Source organism: Arthrobacter sp. GW822-FHT05G07 (genome assembly GCF_058799755.1).
The window spans coordinates 99,262-115,059 of the sequence record NZ_JBXALT010000012.1; the positions used below are offsets into that span (position 1 = coordinate 99,262).

Annotated in this window: 15 protein-coding genes; 3 read left to right on the top strand and 12 right to left on the bottom strand. The window is 62.4% G+C overall.

Annotated elements, in window-relative coordinates; translation table 11 throughout:
* Positions 1-65 precede the first annotated feature (65 nt).
* A complete protein-coding gene (locus AC1RJY_RS19630; protein ID WP_014920600.1) occupies positions 66-932 on the bottom strand; it encodes a universal stress protein in 867 nt (288 codons plus the stop codon).
* Between the two features lie 107 nt (positions 933-1,039).
* Here AC1RJY_RS19630 and AC1RJY_RS19635 point away from each other — a divergent pair, with 107 nt between their 5' ends.
* Positions 1,040-1,705 (top strand): TenA family protein, encoded by a 666-nt coding sequence (locus AC1RJY_RS19635; protein WP_498603060.1) that lies wholly within the window; start codon positions 1,040-1,042, stop codon positions 1,703-1,705.
* On the opposite strand, the gene AC1RJY_RS19640 is transcribed toward AC1RJY_RS19635, so the two are convergent.
* The 9 genes from AC1RJY_RS19640 to AC1RJY_RS19680 all read right to left on the bottom strand — a co-directional run bounded on the left by AC1RJY_RS19640 (position 1,702) and on the right by AC1RJY_RS19680 (position 10,660).
* Entirely contained in the window at positions 1,702-2,088 is a 387-nt protein-coding gene (locus AC1RJY_RS19640; RefSeq protein ID WP_498603061.1) for a dihydrofolate reductase family protein, read from the bottom strand. The genes AC1RJY_RS19635 and AC1RJY_RS19640 overlap by 4 nt on opposite strands.
* Positions 2,089-2,799: 711 nt before the next feature.
* Complete coding sequence (locus AC1RJY_RS19645) at positions 2,800-3,588, bottom strand: hypothetical protein (protein WP_498603062.1); 789 nt, start codon at positions 3,586-3,588, stop codon at positions 2,800-2,802.
* Between the two features lie 167 nt (positions 3,589-3,755).
* Positions 3,756-4,535, bottom strand: coding sequence for an enoyl-CoA hydratase (locus tag AC1RJY_RS19650; RefSeq protein ID WP_011773258.1), 780 nt, complete (start codon positions 4,533-4,535; stop codon positions 3,756-3,758).
* Between the two features lie 45 nt (positions 4,536-4,580).
* Positions 4,581-5,522 carry a 3-hydroxyisobutyrate dehydrogenase gene (mmsB, locus tag AC1RJY_RS19655; RefSeq protein WP_498603063.1) on the bottom strand — a complete coding sequence of 314 codons (942 nt, stop codon included), beginning with the start codon at positions 5,520-5,522 and terminating at the stop codon, positions 4,581-4,583.
* Between the two features lie 11 nt (positions 5,523-5,533).
* The gene (locus tag AC1RJY_RS19660) at positions 5,534-6,598 is read right to left on the bottom strand and encodes an enoyl-CoA hydratase/isomerase family protein (RefSeq protein ID WP_210064810.1); all 1,065 of its coding nucleotides are present in this window, start codon (positions 6,596-6,598) and stop codon (positions 5,534-5,536) included.
* Positions 6,598-8,097: a CoA-acylating methylmalonate-semialdehyde dehydrogenase gene (locus AC1RJY_RS19665; protein ID WP_014920594.1), complete on the bottom strand. Its 1,500-nt coding sequence runs from the start codon at positions 8,095-8,097 to the stop codon at positions 6,598-6,600. Before AC1RJY_RS19665 ends, AC1RJY_RS19660 begins: the two co-directional genes overlap by 1 nt.
* A 121-nt stretch (positions 8,098-8,218) precedes the next feature.
* On the bottom strand, positions 8,219-8,791 hold the full coding sequence (locus AC1RJY_RS19670; protein WP_286140206.1) for a hypothetical protein: 573 nt from the start codon (positions 8,789-8,791) through the stop codon (positions 8,219-8,221).
* Between the two features lie 42 nt (positions 8,792-8,833).
* A complete protein-coding gene (locus AC1RJY_RS19675) occupies positions 8,834-10,231 on the bottom strand; it encodes a cryptochrome/photolyase family protein (RefSeq protein ID WP_498603065.1) in 1,398 nt (465 codons plus the stop codon).
* Positions 10,232-10,321: 90 nt separating this feature from the next.
* Positions 10,322-10,660 carry a hypothetical protein gene (locus AC1RJY_RS19680; protein WP_011773252.1) on the bottom strand — a complete coding sequence of 113 codons (339 nt, stop codon included), beginning with the start codon at positions 10,658-10,660 and terminating at the stop codon, positions 10,322-10,324.
* Positions 10,661-10,938: 278 nt separating this feature from the next.
* On the opposite strand from AC1RJY_RS19680, the gene AC1RJY_RS19685 reads away from it, so the two are divergent.
* Positions 10,939-13,092 carry an amylo-alpha-1,6-glucosidase gene (locus tag AC1RJY_RS19685; protein ID WP_498603066.1) on the top strand — a complete coding sequence of 718 codons (2,154 nt, stop codon included), beginning with the start codon at positions 10,939-10,941 and terminating at the stop codon, positions 13,090-13,092.
* 7 nt (positions 13,093-13,099) lie between these two features.
* Here AC1RJY_RS19685 and hxlA read toward each other — a convergent pair whose 3' ends face one another.
* A complete protein-coding gene (hxlA, locus tag AC1RJY_RS19690; RefSeq protein WP_011773250.1) occupies positions 13,100-13,723 on the bottom strand; it encodes a 3-hexulose-6-phosphate synthase in 624 nt (207 codons plus the stop codon).
* Between the two features lie 52 nt (positions 13,724-13,775).
* Positions 13,776-14,366, bottom strand: coding sequence for a 6-phospho-3-hexuloisomerase (hxlB, locus tag AC1RJY_RS19695; RefSeq protein WP_014920590.1), 591 nt, complete (start codon positions 14,364-14,366; stop codon positions 13,776-13,778).
* A 153-nt stretch (positions 14,367-14,519) separates the two neighbouring features.
* Between hxlB and AC1RJY_RS19700 the strand changes: the two genes are divergently transcribed.
* Positions 14,520-15,794, top strand: coding sequence for a helix-turn-helix transcriptional regulator (locus AC1RJY_RS19700; protein WP_498603067.1), 1,275 nt, complete (start codon positions 14,520-14,522; stop codon positions 15,792-15,794).
* Positions 15,795-15,798 lie beyond the last annotated feature (4 nt).

A 15,798-nucleotide genomic window follows, 5' to 3' on the forward strand; every position in this document is an offset into this window, starting at 1 on the left:
TCTTGCAGCAGGCACCGACAATATAAGGCCGATCGATTGCAGGAGAGCCGATTGGAAGCCCCGCCCTACGCGACCTCGGATGTGGCTCTGCGACGGGAAACCAACACAGGGCTGTGGGCGTGATGGAGCACAGCGTGGGCAGTGGAGCCTATGGTGCCCTTAATAAGTCCATGTCCTTTGGTCCCCAGCACCGTGATGCGTGCACCCTGCGAAGCTTTGACGATGGCTTTGGAGAAGGAGGCGTCCACCAACAACTCTCCGGTCACGGCGATGCCAGGAGCTTTGTGACGGGCTTGGCTCAGCACCGAATCAAGCAAGGCTTCAGCTTCCGGGTACGCCTCCACCGGCTCACGCAACCGGCGATAGCCAACCGGCTCGTGCAATACGTGAACGATCATGAGATCGGCACCAGTTGCCGCCGCGAAATCGCAGGCATCCTCAAGGGCCGCCGGTGATCCCGCGTCATCAACGGCAAGCAGCACCGGACCCTCAGGATGGTCGTCTGCACGAATCACTGCCACAGGGCACTCTGCAGTTGCCGCCATCTCCAAGCTCACGGAACCAACCAGCAACCCCATGAACCCACCGAGGCCCCGGCTTCCGAGCACCAGCATCTCGGCACCGACTGAAACGTGGGCCAGGTGATCGCGCGGCATCCCGTGCAGCAAGGTGGTGCGGACTTCCAGATCGGGGACAGTCTCCTTGGCGAGCGCCATTCCCTCTTCGAGTACTTTTTGGGCCGCCCGTTCCAGACCGCTATCAGCGACACCAGGAACGGGACCCCTGTTGTGGGATAGCAGGACCCACAGAGAACAGTGCACAACGTGGAGGGAACAGTCCCGGAGGATCGCGTGCTTAGCGGCCCATTGGACGGCGAGGTTTGATTCTTCGGATCCGTCATAGCCAACCACCATGGTGCGCTGGTTCGTCATGGCCCAGAGCCTACGCTGGCACCGGGCGAGGCACCAGAGCGTAACGCCCGCCGTTATGACGCAGTACGCTGCTAGGCTCCGTTGCTGACAACTCAGGAGGAAACACCGTGGGCTTTGCCGAAGAACTCAAGAACCAGTACGCCGAGGATTGGGACGCCGCCGTCAACCATCCGTTCGTGGACCAGCTGCTGGACGGGTCTCTTTCCGATGACCACCTGCGCGGCTACCTCGTACAGGATTATCAGTTCTGCGATGCCTTCACGGCTCTCCTCGGCCAGGCGGTGGCATCGGCGCCTTCGCTGCCTTCGCGTCTGGTGTTTGCCGCTGTTCTGGGGGCTTTCGCTTCTGATGAGAATACGTATTTCCAGGATTGCTTCAACGAACTCGACGTTCCGGAGGCGGACCGCGCCGCACCCGCGCTGGGACCAGCAACCCGCGATTTCGACCACCTGATGCGGAGTGCCCTCGCCACCCGCTCCTACCCGAACGTCTTGGCAGTGCTGCTGGTTGCCGAGTGGCTCTACGGAGACTGGGCTGCCCGCGCCGGCGAACCCGCCCGCTGGCCGTCCCACGCTAAGCATGCCGAGTGGATCCGCCTCCACAACAACCCCGAGTACAACGCGTGGGTGACGTGGCTACGCGATGAGTTTGACGCCGTCGAGCCCGTTGACGTCGCGGAACGACAGGGCGTTGCCGCGACCTTCGCGGAGGCCGTGCGGCTGGAGCGCGCGTTCTTTGACGCCGCGCTGATGCCCGCGGACGCTTCGGTTTAGGGCCGTTTCCGGACTGTGTAGCTCAGCTCCACCAGGCCTTGGTCGTAGCTGTTCACGTCCTCGAGCTTCAGCAGTGCAGGGTGGTGGCCTGCCGGGAACACGCCCCTGCCTGAGCCTTGGCCAACCGGCATGACCACAAGCCGGACGGCGTCCACTTCTCCGGCGGCGAAGAACGTCTCGCCGAGCGACAGGCTCCCCCAGAGGACGATCTCCTTTGCGGACTCCCGCTTGATTCGGCGGATCGCCTGGATGGCGTCGCCGGATTCAACGGTCGACGGCGGGAAGTCGCCCCAGGGGGCTGCCTCCAGTTGGCGTGAGAAGACATGTCGTCGCAGGCCATTGAGTGCAGGCGCGATGATCTCGGTCAAACTCAGCCGTTCCACCTTCCAACAGTTCATACGCCTTGAACTCGTTGTTGCTGTCGGCGGCGTATCCGTCGGCGGTCACAAAATCCTGGACGATCAGTTGTCCCATGAGCGAACTCCTCCCCTCCGGTTCCGGCCCGAAGGAGCCTACGCCGCGAAGAATGAGCCCACAAGCCCCTCCCGGTGTTCCTCCTCGGAGGTATCCCGGCAACTTTCGGGTGTAGCGCCTACATCCGTGCAGTGCAGCTCCGTCCAGTGCCAACTATCCGGACAGTCATCGTTATCGCAGAATTGCGCAGCCATTGATATCCTCATCGTCGCGTTAAGTGCCTTCTAGTTACGCGGAATAGCGGGTTCGCAAGATGTGGCTGGCCGGACAGGGGTCCAGCCAGCCACACACCCGCCGGGTCTCACGCAGCAGGCTCTTCGTACCATTGCGAAGCCGGGGGGCAGCAGCAATGGAACGGATTTTGTTGGTCAGACCGAAGTCCCCATCGAGCTGACCAACGGTGAACAATCGGGGCCGCGAGGGTCTACTTCGCGGCACCCAACCCCGCGAGCAGTGCTGCGACAGCATGAGCCAGCACCCCGTTGCGGGTTGTTCATTAGCTAAGTGGTGGCTGATCGAAAAACGTGACGCGAAAAACCTTCCGTTCCTGGCTGGTCGAAGCTGACACGCAGCGACACCCTTACCGTTCTCCGCTTACGATCGCCTATCGCATCAGCTGGTCACTTGGCGGACCTGAACACAATCGAGTCGAAGAGGGCGCGTGCCTCTCTCATCAGCTCCGGATCGATCGATTCGTCGATATGGCCCACCGCGGCGACAGCCCGCTGGCCGTTCAGGTCGACCACCCGGTAGGTTTCGTGTTCATTCTGAGTCAAGTACCAGCGTGAGCAGCGTTGTGTATCTTCTGAGTGGATGCATAACTGACCGCCGTTGCAGGCTGTGATGTCCACGTTGCCCTCGACGGAGTGGTGAAACTCGAAGCCGGAGTAATTGCCTACCATGACCTTGGCGGGAGGGGTGCTTGCCGTTGACGACTGCGCCGCCATCGCGTCAACGAAGGCCTCGGCCGACGGACCGGAATCGGCAAGGGCGCCCCTCCAGATGCATGCGTCCTTCGCCACATAGTACGCGCGCGAAAGAGTCAGGTAGACGGCCCATTCAGCCGGGTGATTCGGGTCGTCCTTGCCCAGGCTGTGGCCGTCGAGAGCGAACCAGCCGGCTGGCACGGTGATCTCGAAAGGCTCCTTGTAGCCGGCGACGGGGACCAGGTATGTGCCGGCGTCGATGTCGCCACTCTCCGGCAGCGATGGGACCGTGCGGGTGTCGCGTCTCTCCGGCAGCGGCGGGACCGTGCGGGCCTCCGTAATCGGAGAACTGACGGACGGGAAGGCGATACTATCGGGTTCATATTCGCACCCGCCGAGGCATCCAATCAGGGCGATAGTCACCAAAGGCAAGAGATGGCGCGACCGTTGAGCGGCCTTTTCGAGGGGTGTCACAGAACTCATTGATCCACCAGGCCGCTACGGGGTGCTGTGAGGCTCCGCAGCCGGGTGGCCCCGCGGGCGGCCCCAGAGGGATGCCGTCGCCTCAAGTCTCCTCCCTGCACGGAGCCCGTGACAATGAAGTATTGAGACCGCTGCCGTAACCGACACCAGTGCTGCAATACCGAAAGCTACCTGTGCTTGAACTCCGGCTGACGCTTCTCGCTGAACGCAGCCATGCCTTCCTTCTGGTCCTCGGTGGCAAAGAGAGAGTGGAACACCCTGCGTTCAAACACCACGCCCTGCGCCAAACCCATCTCAAAGGCTGCGTTGACGACTTCCTTGGCCACCATCGCGGCGGGCTTCGACTTGGAGGCGATGACTTCTGCGGCCTTAAGAGCCTCGTCGATCACCTCTGCAGCGGGAACAACACGGGACACCAAGCCGGAGCGTTCAGCCTCTTCGGCGTCCATGAACCGCCCCGTCAGGACCATGTCCATGGCTTTGGCCTTGCCCACAGCCCGGGTGAGCCGCTGGGACCCACCCATTCCCGGGATCACGCCCAGGTTGATCTCGGGCTGGCCGAATTTGGCGTTGTCCCCCGCGATGATGAAGTCGGCCATCATGGCCAGTTCGCAGCCGCCGCCCAGGGCAAAGCCGGAAACTGCAGCAACAACAGGGATGCGTAGCCGGGTGAGGTCCTCCCAACGCCGGAACCAGTCCGCCGCATACATCTCCATGTAGCTGTTGGAAGACATCTCCTTGATGTCAGCTCCGGCAGCAAACGCTTTAGCCGATCCCGTGATCACCACGGCCCCAACGTCCGGATCAGTGTCCATGGCCGTAACAGCGTCCACGAGCTCATTCATGAGAGCAGTATTGAGCGCGTTCAGCGCCTCGGGCCGGTTCAGTGTCACCAAACCAACCCGTCCCCGATGTTCAACCACGATGTTCTGATACTGCTCCGTCATGCTCTCCCTCTCCGCAATGCTGGTCATAAGTTCAGTTCCAAACTCTCACACGGATTTATCCCGGATCTCCGTGATGATCCCCGAGAAGTCCCTCCCGGCGCCTTCACCGGCGGCAAAGGCATCGTAAATACGTGAGGCCAAGGGACCCATTTCCGCAGCAACGCCTGTGCTTTCCAAGGCATTCACGGCCAGGCGCAAGTCCTTGGCCATCAGCGCGCCAGCGAAGCCGGGCTGGTAGTCGCGGTTAGCGGGGCTGGCGGGAACCGGCCCCGGAACAGGACAGTTGGTGGTCAGCGCCCAGCACTGGCCCGACGCGTTGGATGCAACATCGAACAATGCCTGATGCGTGAGCCCAAGCTTCTCGCCAAGCACGAAAGCTTCGGCAACAGCGATCATGGACACACCCAGGATCATGTTGTTGCAAACCTTGGCGGCCTGCCCGGCTCCGTGATCACCGCAGTGGACAATCCTCTTGCCCATGAGCTCCAGGATCGGCTTCACGGTTTCGAAGTCGTCGGGCAACGCTCCCACCATGAACGTCAAGGTGCCGGCTTCGGCCCCCACCACACCGCCGGAAACAGGGGCGTCCACCGAACGGTGACCGGCTTCCAGCGCGATCACCGCGGCCTCACGGGCTTCGTCCACGTTGATGGTGGAACAGTCCAGGAACAGGGTGTTCGGCTTGGCGACAGACAGTAGCCCCGGCCCATCCACACCGCGATAAGCGTCCAGCACATGCTTGCCGCTGGGCAGCATGGTCAACACCACAGCCGCCTCCGCTGCCGCCTCATGCGCCGTGGAAGCCATGGGAATCCCATGGGCGAGGGCTGCCTCGACGGCCGCCGGAACGGGGTCATAGCCAACAACATCGTGCCCGGCTTTGATCAGGTTGGCAGCCATGGGACCACCCATATGGCCCAGGCCAAGGAAAGCGATGAGTCCCGTTGCCGGGACCTGGATATCTGTCGTGGCTGCATTCTCTGTCATGATCGTCTCCTTCAATTCGCTTGGACTGGACTGACTGAAAGCCCCAACTCCCGTTCGCCGAGCGGCGCGAAGTAGCCCTCGACGTCGGACGCCTGGACTTCAGCGAGCGTCGCCGGCTTCCATTGCGGGTTACGGTCCTTGTCCACCACCTGTGCGCGGATGCCCTCCCGGAAATCGGGCCCGGCAAGGCATCGCAGGCCCACGCGGTATTCCTGGTCCAGTGCTTCCTCGAGGGACATCCCATGGACCCGCCGCAAGGACTCAAGCGCCACCTTCACGGAAGTTGGCGATTTCGCCTCGATCGTGTCCGCCGCGGCGGCTGCTTCGTCGCCCAAAGTCCGAAGGCTCCGCACAATTTCCTCAGCATCGTCATGCGCGTACGCGGCGTCGATCCACTCCCGCTGTGCCGCGAGAGCCGAGTCCGGCGCGGCTTGGGCAAAGCGCTCGACGGCGGCCGTCGCCGTCGAGCTTTCCAGCGCTTCCGCCAACGCGGGGAGGCTTTGGGACGGCACGAAGTGATCCGCGAGCCCCAGGAACAGTGCGTCCGCACCGGATAAGTGCGCTCCGGTCAACCCTGCATGCGTTCCGGTCTCCCCCGGTGAGCGTGAAAGTAAAAGGGTGCCTCCGACGTCGGGGACGAAACCGATGGTGGTTTCCGGCATGCCGGTGCGCGTCCTCTCGGTGACCACGCGAACGGAACCGTGCGCCGAAATACCCACGCCGCCACCCAAGACCAGCCCGTCCATGAACGCGACGTATGGCTTGGGATAGTGCGAGATGAGCGCGTTGAGCCGGTATTCGTCAGCCCAGAACTCGGCCGTCTCCGTGCCGCCGTGCAGCATGTCCTTGTAAATGGCCACGATGTCGCCACCGGCGCACAGCCCACGGTCGCCCGCGCCGCGCACCAAAACGGTGGCAACGGCGTCGTCGGCCGCCCAATCCGTCAACTGGCTGAGCATGGTTTTCACCATTCCAGCGTTCAGTGCGTTGACTGCCTTGGGGCGATTGAGCGTCACGATGCCCAGATTGCCGCGGCGCTCAAACAGAACTTCTTCCTCTGACCCCACAGACTCCATCAGCTGCCTGCCGGCATGATGAAGCTGGCGCCCTGGCGAATGCCGGAGGGCCACCGCGACGTCACGGTTTTGGTCTTGGTGTAGAAGCGGAAAGCATCGGCGCCGTGCTGGTTGAGGTCGCCGAAGCCGGACGCCTTCCAGCCGCCAAAGGTGTAGTACGCGATCGGGACTGGGATGGGTACGTTGATGCCCACCATGCCTACCTCCACGCGGCTGGCAAAGTCGCGGGCGGAGTCGCCGTCGCGGGTGAAGATGGCGACGCCGTTGCCGAACTCGTGCTCACTGCAGAGCCTGAGCGCTTCGTCGTAGTCAGCCGCACGCAGCACGCTGAGGACGGGACCGAAGATCTCCTCCTTGTAGATCTTCATGTCCTTGGTGACGTTGTCGAAGAGCGTGGGGCCCACCCAGAACCCGCCGTCGTAACCGTCCACGGTGAGGCCGCGTCCGTCCGTGACCAGTGTTGCCCCTTCGTCGACGCCCGATTGGATGTAGCCTTCGATTCGCTCCTTGGCGGAAGCAGCCACCACGGGGCCGAAGTCCGAGTCCTTGTCCAGGCTGTGGCCCACCTTGAGGTGCTTGACGCGCTCGGTCAGCTTGTCCACCAAAGCATCGGCGGTTTCCTGTCCAACGGGCACGGCAACGGAGATCGCCATGCACCGTTCGCCTGCGGAACCGTATCCGGCACCAATCAGGGCGTCGGCAGCCATGTCCAGATCGGCGTCGGGCATGACCACCATGTGGTTCTTCGCACCGCCGAAGCATTGGGCGCGCTTTCCATGCGCAGCTGCCGTGGCGTAGATGTACTGGGCGATGGGCGTGGAGCCCACAAATCCAATGGCCTTGACCCGCGGATCTTCGAGCAGCGCATCCACTGCTTCCTTGTCCCCGTTGATCACGTTGAAGACGCCGTTCGGCACGCCGGCTTCGCTGTACAGCTCGGCAAGGCGCAGCGGCACGGAGGGGTCCCGCTCCGAGGGCTTAAGGATGAACGCGTTGCCGGCTGCGAGCGCCGGGCCGGACTTCCACAGCGGAATCATGGCGGGGAAGTTGAAGGGAGTGATGCCTGCGACGACGCCCAGCGGCTGGCGGAGCGAATGGACATCGATTCCTTGGCCGGCGTTGTCCGAGAATTCGCCCTTGAGCAGGTGTGGTGCCCCGGCGGAGAACTCCACTACCTCGATGCCGCGCTGGATGTCGCCTTTGGCGTCCGCGAAGGTTTTGCCGTGTTCGGAGGACAGGAGCTTGGCGAGTTCGTCCATGTTCTGGTTGACCAGGTCCACGAACTTGAGCAGGATGCGTCCCCGGCGCTGCGGGTTCATGGCCGCCCATTCGAGCTGGCCCTTTTCGGCATTTGCGACGGCGTCGCGAACCTCGTCCGCGCTGGCCAGCGGAAGCCGCGCCTGGACTTCGCCCGTGCAAGGATCGTAGACATCACTGAACCGGCCGGACGTGCCGTCAATTCTCTGGCCGTCTACGTAGTGGGAAAGCTCGCGCACCATGGTGAAATGCTCCTTTGCATCGTGAATGACTGCCGTGCCGCCGGGTGCTGGGACCATTGCGGAACACGTGACCAACTGTGATCCAGGTCATCTCTGAATCCGAATATACTCGGACTTCCTACTAATTTCCAGAGGGGTGTTTTTCAGCCCCAGCGCCTTCACCCACCACGTCCGTGCGGGCAGGCCAGTGGCCGGTGACCTTGTGGAAATCGATGGCCGTCATGAGGGGCGTCACGTCGTAGGTCCGGATGTTCAGGCTGAGTTTCACCCCGTGAATGGATTTGACCGTCAGGATTGGCTGCCCTTTCATCACCTGCACACGGTAGTTGGCAATGTCGCTGTAGGGAACTACGTGTTCCTTGCCAAGCACTGTGCGGAAAGCAACCTCGTGGGCGCGCGGAGCCACGTACCAGTTGCGGTACATCAGCACGAAGGCCAGGCCGCCCAGGAAAATCGCGACGGCGGTGATTCGGGCGCCCAAAGGGGAACGGTCATAGGTGAACGAGACCAGGCTCATGAGAAGACCCACACTCAGGAAAAGCCAGCCAACAATCGGAACAACCTTGGGCATGCGGACCTGTTCCGGATACTCTTTGGACCTGTTGGGGTGCTTCCGGGCCCACCATGTAACTACTGCAAGAAACACTGCGACGACCGCGGCGATGACAATCTTCAGGATGAGCTCGGTTGACATGCCTTCAGCCTATAGTCGGCCCCGGTGGAACCTCGGGGAGCCCTAGTGGACCTCCCTCATCTCCTTGTACGCTTCCAGCGCTTCCGCCCGGGTGGTTTTGAGGTCCACGATTTCCTCCGGGTATTCGGGCGTTCCGAAATCAGGAAGCCAGTGGGCGATGTACTTCCCCTGGGGATCAAACTTAACCCGTTGAGCCTCCGGGTTGAAGATCCTGAAGAACGGTGAAGCATCCGCCCCTGAGCCGGCTACCCACTGCCAGTTGGCGGGGTTCGACGCAGGATCGGCGTCCACCAGGGTGTCCCAAAACCACTGCTCCCCGAGCTGCCAATGAATGCCCAGGTTCTTCACCAGGAAACTGGCGGCCACCATGCGGACGCGGTTGTGCATCCAGCCTGTATGCCACAGCTGCCGCTGCCCCGCGTCCACCATGGGGAAACCTGTGCGGCCCTGCTGCCAGGCACGGAACTCCTCCGGCGCTGACTCGTGGCCAGGATGCCTGCCACCGTTGCCGTTGCCGTTGTTACCCGGCCACGCCCACGGGAAGCGGTCAAATTCCGGGCGAAGGTTGGCCGTTGCGAGCTGTGGATTGTGGAAGTACTGGTGCCAGCAAAATTCACGCCAGCCCAGCTCCGAGGCATAAATCGAAGCGCTCTCGGAGCGTTTGGATCCCAGGGCATGCCACACCTCGAACGGGCTGAGCTCACCCCAGCGAAGGTAAGGCGAGAGGCAACTGCTTCCATCTGTGTCCGGACGGTTGCGGCCCTCACTGTAGTTGGACAGACCGTCCGCCACGAACCGGGCCAGCCGCTTGTGCCCTGCGGCAGCTCCCGGCGTCCACATCTCAGCCAGTCCCCCGGACCAGTCCGGTTTAGTGGGCAGCAGCTGCCACGATTCCAGCTGGTCATACACGGGCAGCTTTCCGGTGAATCCATGGCCTGCTTCCGGTACGGCCAGCGGCTCGCGGAAATCCTGCGCAGACACGGTCCGCCAGAAGGGGGTGAAAACCTTGTACTGTCCGCCCGTTTTGGTGGTAACCTCCCACGGCTCATGGAGGAGGGAAGCCTGAAAACTCGAGACATGCAGTCCTGCCTCACCCGCCCAAGCCTTGATGTCGGCGTCCACCGTTCGCTCAGCGGAACCATACCGCCGGTTCCAGTACAAGCCGCCGGCACCGATCGCCGTCGTGGTCTCCCGGAGCACGTCAGTGGCCGGCCCCCGGCGGAGCAGCAAGGGAACACCAAGCTTGTCCAGGTCCCCACGGAGGGCGGTCAGCGAGTGGTGGAGCCACCAGCGCGCGGCCCCGCCATGGGGGCGGATGCCCGGCGACTCTTCGTCAAGGACGTAGAGGGCAACGGCCGCACCGTCGTCGACGGCGGCACGTAAGGCCGGGTTATCGGCGACCCTCAGGTCGTCGCGAAACCAAACGATGGACGGTTTCATTAATTCCTTTCAGCGGGAACCTCCGGAAACGGGAACAGCCCATGCCCCCTAAGAATCCTAGGGGCACGGGCTGAACGCTTGCTGGTGAGATCAGGCGATAGACGCCACAGCTTGTTGGCGGATCTCGGAAACCGGGATGTCGGTGGCGGTTTCACTCCACACGGGAACGCTGTTGACCACGTAGTCCCTTGCGGCGGGACCTACCATGCTCATGCCGGGGTAGATTCGCCGGCCATTTTCCTTGATGGGCTTGACGCCCTCAAGCTCGAGGGCGGTTTTGAAAGCTGAGTCGGGAATGGGAATTTTGCGTCCGAGGACGCACCAGCTGATGTACAGGCCGTAGAAAGTGTCAAAGTCCAAGCCGTTCTCAGTGTCGTCCTCAAACACCACGCAGTCGCGAATAAAGCTGCCTATTTGGGTGTCGGTCATTACGGGCCTCCGGCGTCGGAAGGAAAAGCGGGCCGCCGGGCTGCATCAGCGAATGTCCTGTTCCCTCACTATAGACCTGTTCTGCTTTCCCGTGCGAGGAAATGAGGTTAACACTGGGTTGCGGGAACTTCTTGCCCTCCGCAGAGGTTCTGTCAACTGCCCGCCTCTGGTGCCTGCAAGTTCTCCGGCGTAGCGTCGATAACACTCATGCAGAGGCCGCCCACCCAGCGGCCGCTCAAGCTCAAGCGATCCGCACGCTCAGTGGTAAGGAGCCTCACGTGGCTGGATGGAATTCGGACACCGCAGCGGGGCCGCTGGGCTCTGGAACGGTCACACTGGTGGAAGGTTCATCGTTCTGCATTTCCTCCGCCAACGGGGACATCCACCCCGAACTTCCCCACGGCGTTTTCCATCTGGACACCCGGATTCTCTCCCGGTGGGAGCTGACCATCAACGGGCAGATGATCGAACCGTTGGCAGCAGAAACCCGGGAACCTTACCGTGCCTTGTTTGCGGGCAGGGTACCTCATTCGGACGGCTACGCGGACAGCCCTTTGCTGGTGGAACGGCTGAGGGAAGTAGGGACCGGAATCCTGGAAGAAATCACCGTCCGCAACTACTCCAGGCAGCCGGCGGAATGCCGAATCCTGCTGACTGCCGAAACCGATTTCGCAGATCTTTTTGAAGTGAAGGAAGCACGAATCACCCGGGAGTGGACAGAAACCCGCATCCCGGACGGCGATTCCTTGGAGATACGCGGAAAGTGGGAGGGCATCCGGAAAAGCGTGGTCATCCGGGCCGAGGGCGCAGGCGCAGGCGCCAGGGCATTGGGCTTCACGGCGAAGATTCCGGCTTCGGGGAGCTGGAGTACACGGGTGACCGTAGTCCCCACCGTTGACGGCGCGGGAACGCCCTTCGCCCATCCATCCCGCGGTGAATTGTCTCCCAGTGATCGTCGTCGGCAGGAATGGGTGGCCAAGATCCCCCGCCTGCAGGTGGGCAACCGCTCCATCGAACGCACCCTGAGGCGCAGCTACGAGGACCTGGGGGCGTTGAGGATCCAGGATCCGGACCATCCGGACAGGGTGGTCGTAGCCGCGGGTGCGCCGTGGTTCATGACGTTGTTTGGCCGCGACTCCTTGTGGGCGTCAGAAATGGCGCTGGCCGTTGACCCCTCACTGGCATTGGGAACCCTCCGCACCTTGGCGGACCGTCAGGGCACAGTAGTGGATACCACCAGCGAGGAAGAGCCGGGCAAGATCCTGCATGAAGTTCGGCTGGACGTCTCCAGTGGCTTGGCTCTGGGCGGCAAGTCCGCCTACTACGGCAGCGTGGACGCCACTCCCCTTTTTGTCATTGTCCTGGGCTCCGTCAGCCGTTGGGGCTTCGCCAAGGATGTGATTTCCGAGCTCCTGCCCAACGCGGATCGCGCGCTCGAATGGATCAGGGACTACGGCGACAGGGATGGCGACGGTTTTGTGGAATACGGGCGTCCCAACCAGCACGGCCTCATCAACCAGGGTTGGAAGGACTCCTGGGACGGCATCAACTTTGCAGACGGCACCATCGCCGAGCCGCCGTTGGCGCTGTGCGAAGTCCAGGCCTACGTGCACGGCGCCTATATGGCGCGCGCCTGGATGGCTTACGACGACGGCGACCTCACCTTGGCAGCTGAGCTGAGGGAACGCGCGGATCGCCTGAAAAGGAAGTTCAACGAGGACTTCTGGCTCCCGGACAAGGGCTACTACGCGGTGGCCTTGGATAAGGACAAGCGACCCGTGGACGCCTGTGCTTCAAACATGGGGCACTGCTTGTGGTTCGGTCTGGTAGATGAAGACAAGGCTCCCCTTGTGGTGGAGCGGCTGATGTCACCAGAGATGTTCAGCGGTTGGGGCGTCCGGACACTGGCCAGCGACATGGGCGCCTACAACCCCGCCAGCTATCACAACGGATCGGTCTGGCCACATGACAACGCCCTAATAGCGGCCGGCCTGCTCCGCTATGGATTCGTGGAGGAAGCGCAGCGGATTGCCACGGCCCTTCTCGAAGCTGCGGAGTTTTCGGGCGGCAGGCTCCCCGAACTCTTCTGCGGTTTTGACCGCCAACAGTTCAGGGAGCCCGTGCCGTATCCCACTGCCTGTTCACCGCAGGCATGGGCTGCCACCACTCCTATCCAGCTGATTACCGGACTCATGCGCTACGACGCCCACATTTCCTTGGGAGGCGTCTGGCTGGATCCCGTGCTGCCGGAGTCTTACGGCGACCTGCACATCAGTAATGCCCCCATGGGGAGCGGGCGCATCACCATCGACGTTGTAGGTTCTTCATCCCGGGTTCAGGGACTTCCGGAAGGCCTGGAACTCCACCGCGCGCAGCGGCCTTGGATTACGGAGCTCGTGGAACGGGCGGAGCTGCGGCGCTCTGAACAATAGGCTGGAACTACTGAATGGCTGCCTTGAGTTCCTTTGCAGCCAGTTCCGGGTCGGCTGCGCTGTAGATTGCACTGCCCGCGACCGCTACATCGGCACCCGCCAATTGCACCGCCGCGATGGTGGAAGCGTTCACGCCTCCGGCCACTGAGAACGGAACGCGGGCCTCTTCGCCGGCATTGAGCAGGCCGCGGAGGTCGAAACCGGGCTGGGCTTGCTCATCCAGGCCCGCGTGGAACTCAATGAACTTTGCCCCCAAGGCGCGGGATTCCTTCGCGCGGGTTACTTTGTCGGCGACGCCGATCAGGTCCACCACAATGCCTTTGTTGTGGGACTGTGCTGCCTTGACCGCACCGGCAATGGTGGAATCGTCCGCGGTTCCCAGGACGGACACCAGATCGGCACCTGCCTTGAAAGCGATGTCGGCTTCAAGTTCACCGGCGTCCATGGTCTTCATGTCCGCGAAGACGATCTTGGTGGGGTGGGCCTTCTTAATTGCCGTAACGGCGGCGAGACCCTCGGCCTTGATCAACGGCGTACCCAGTTCGATGATGTCCACGTGTTCGGCTACTTTGCCGGCGAGTTCCAGGGCGTCTTCGATGGTGAGGAGGTCAAGTGCAACTTGCAGTTTCATGGTGCTGTTTCCTTCTTGGAGGGTTGGTTGGGTATCGGGGTAGTGAGGGGGCTTACTCGAGGTTGGCGTGACGCAACCAGAGCTGCTCGGCCGGCTCGTCGGTGGCGCCCCAGAGCGTATGGAAAACGGCCTCGGTCACCAGGAAGAGCGACTGTTCGAAGAGGCTGCCGGAGTACTGCCGCGAAATGTTGGATACGTGGTCCGTTTTCTGCGCAGCCGGGATAACCACCACGGCGTCGGCAAGACCGGCCAAAGGCGAGGTGGAATTGGTAGTGATTGCGGCAAGCTGCGCGCCGGCTGCGAGCGCGGTTTGAGCTGCTTTGACCACCCCGGATGTGGTACCTGAACCGGAAGCGACCACCAGCAAATCCCCGGCACTGATGGCCGGTGTTGTGGTGTCGCCGGCAACATGGACGGTCTTGCCTAGATGCATGAGGCGCATGGCTGCCATCCGTAAGGCCAGGCCGCTCCGCCCAGCACCGGTGAGGAAGACGCGTTCAGCACCGTTGATCTTGTCGGCAAGGCGCGACACTTGGCTGTAGTCGATGCCGGAGGCAGTGTCAGCCACCTCGCCGAGGATCAGGGATACGTTGCTGGCTACGTCGTCACTGGTAAAGGTTATTGATTCGGCGGTGACGTTCACATTTGCTCCTTCGTGGGTAGGTGCCCTGTTCCCTCAAGGGGGTTTAACAACAATTGTTCCGGCTGATTCAGGTAGGGGTAACGCCAAGAAGGGACGGTTCTGACCACCCGTTTGGGTAGGCAGTGCGGTGTGGAATCGCTTAGGCTTAGTGGCATGCCGCAGCCCACCGACTTCTATTGGTCTCTCCTGGACGCGATTGCGTCCATTGCGAAGGCACCCTTGAACCGGATTGCCGAGGAGCTCCGCGCAGCCACCCTCCCTTTCCTGGCATCGAGTGCGCTGGTCATCTTCACCGAGGACTGCACGGGCAGGCCACAGAAGAAGGCCGGCGCCGAGGACATCGTCAGCCAGGTGTCCATCCCGGAACTGGACCGCCTGCGTGCTGCGATGGAAGGGGAAGGACCGTGGCGTGGCCCCGCTGTCATTGGCGGCCAGCAGCGGGAGGTCTTGGCTTTTCGCTACACGCCAAGCAATGCTTTGTTGGTCCTTAGCGATCCGGCTCCAACGCCCACGGATGAGGACAGTGCAGCTGTCCGGATGGTGACCTACCTTTGGCAGTTGGCAGCGGCGCGCATTCAGGAGAAAGTCAGCGACGCGCCGCCGTCGTATCTTCTGGAGTCCCGGGCGGCATCAGCGGAGCGTGTCCGCGTCACCGGCGAACTGGTGGACCAGCATTCAACAACTTTGGAGACCGTCCTCGCGGCCCTCCGGTCAAACTCCCTGGACGATCACGCGGCGCGCACGTTCGTGACGGATGTGACTGTCAAAGCGTTGGTAGGCCTCCGTACGCTCAACGACCGCACCAGCAACCTGGTGGAAGAGCCTGTGGCTACGGCCTTCGAGAGGCTTCGGGAGGACCTGCGGCCACTCATGCACTTCAGCAAGATCGATATCCAGTTCATCGAGCCCCCCGCGAACGGAAGGGCTTTGCCCGGCGAGGTGGCCCATGCCGCCCGGGCTGTGGTTCGAGGATTGGTCCTGGCCATCGCCGAGCAGTCTGATGTCCATCGGGTCCGGACGCAATGGGACTGCGATGGCGAGAACCTTCTGATCAATGTCAGGGATGACGGCGGCGGTGAGCTGTCGCCCGAAGGGCCCACCCTTGAACGGTTGCTTCAACGCGTGCAGGCTGTGGACGGGACCATGACCGTGGACATTATGCAGGGGTGGGGCGCGGATATCTCCGTGGTCCTGCCGCTGGATCCGCCGTCAACCCCTGCGGGGGACGTAGCGGAGTGGGGTTTGGCTGCCAGGGAACTCGAGGTCCTTCAGTTGCTGGCCGCCGGCCAACGGAACCGCACGATTGCCACGGACCTTGGCATCAGCGAAAACACCGTGAAATTCCACCTCCGGAACCTTTTCCGGAAGTTGGACGTCCGGTCCCGCACTGAGGCCATTGCGCTGGCCCACAGTGCGGGACTCCGGTAGCCGC

Excerpts from the sequence above, each read along its gene's own strand:
- AC1RJY_RS19630 (WP_014920600.1), bottom strand. The coding sequence starts at position 932 with ATGACGAACCAGCGCACCATGGTGGTTGGCTATGACGGATCCGAAGAA.
- AC1RJY_RS19645 (WP_498603062.1), bottom strand. The coding sequence starts at position 3,588 with ATGAGTTCTGTGACACCCCTCGAAAAGGCCGCTCAACGGTCGCGCCAT.
- AC1RJY_RS19650 (WP_011773258.1), bottom strand. The coding sequence starts at position 4,535 with ATGACGGAGCAGTATCAGAACATCGTGGTTGAACATCGGGGACGGGTT.
- mmsB (WP_498603063.1), bottom strand. The coding sequence starts at position 5,522 with ATGACAGAGAATGCAGCCACGACAGATATCCAGGTCCCGGCAACGGGA.
- AC1RJY_RS19660 (WP_210064810.1), bottom strand. The coding sequence starts at position 6,598 with ATGGAGTCTGTGGGGTCAGAGGAAGAAGTTCTGTTTGAGCGCCGCGGC.
- AC1RJY_RS19665 (WP_014920594.1), bottom strand. The coding sequence starts at position 8,097 with ATGGTGCGCGAGCTTTCCCACTACGTAGACGGCCAGAGAATTGACGGC.
- AC1RJY_RS19670 (WP_286140206.1), bottom strand. The coding sequence starts at position 8,791 with ATGTCAACCGAGCTCATCCTGAAGATTGTCATCGCCGCGGTCGTCGCA.
- AC1RJY_RS19675 (WP_498603065.1), bottom strand. The coding sequence starts at position 10,231 with ATGAAACCGTCCATCGTTTGGTTTCGCGACGACCTGAGGGTCGCCGAT.
- AC1RJY_RS19680 (WP_011773252.1), bottom strand. The coding sequence starts at position 10,660 with ATGACCGACACCCAAATAGGCAGCTTTATTCGCGACTGCGTGGTGTTT.
- hxlA (WP_011773250.1), bottom strand. The coding sequence starts at position 13,723 with ATGAAACTGCAAGTTGCACTTGACCTCCTCACCATCGAAGACGCCCTG.
- AC1RJY_RS19700 (WP_498603067.1), top strand. The coding sequence starts at position 14,520 with ATGCCGCAGCCCACCGACTTCTATTGGTCTCTCCTGGACGCGATTGCG.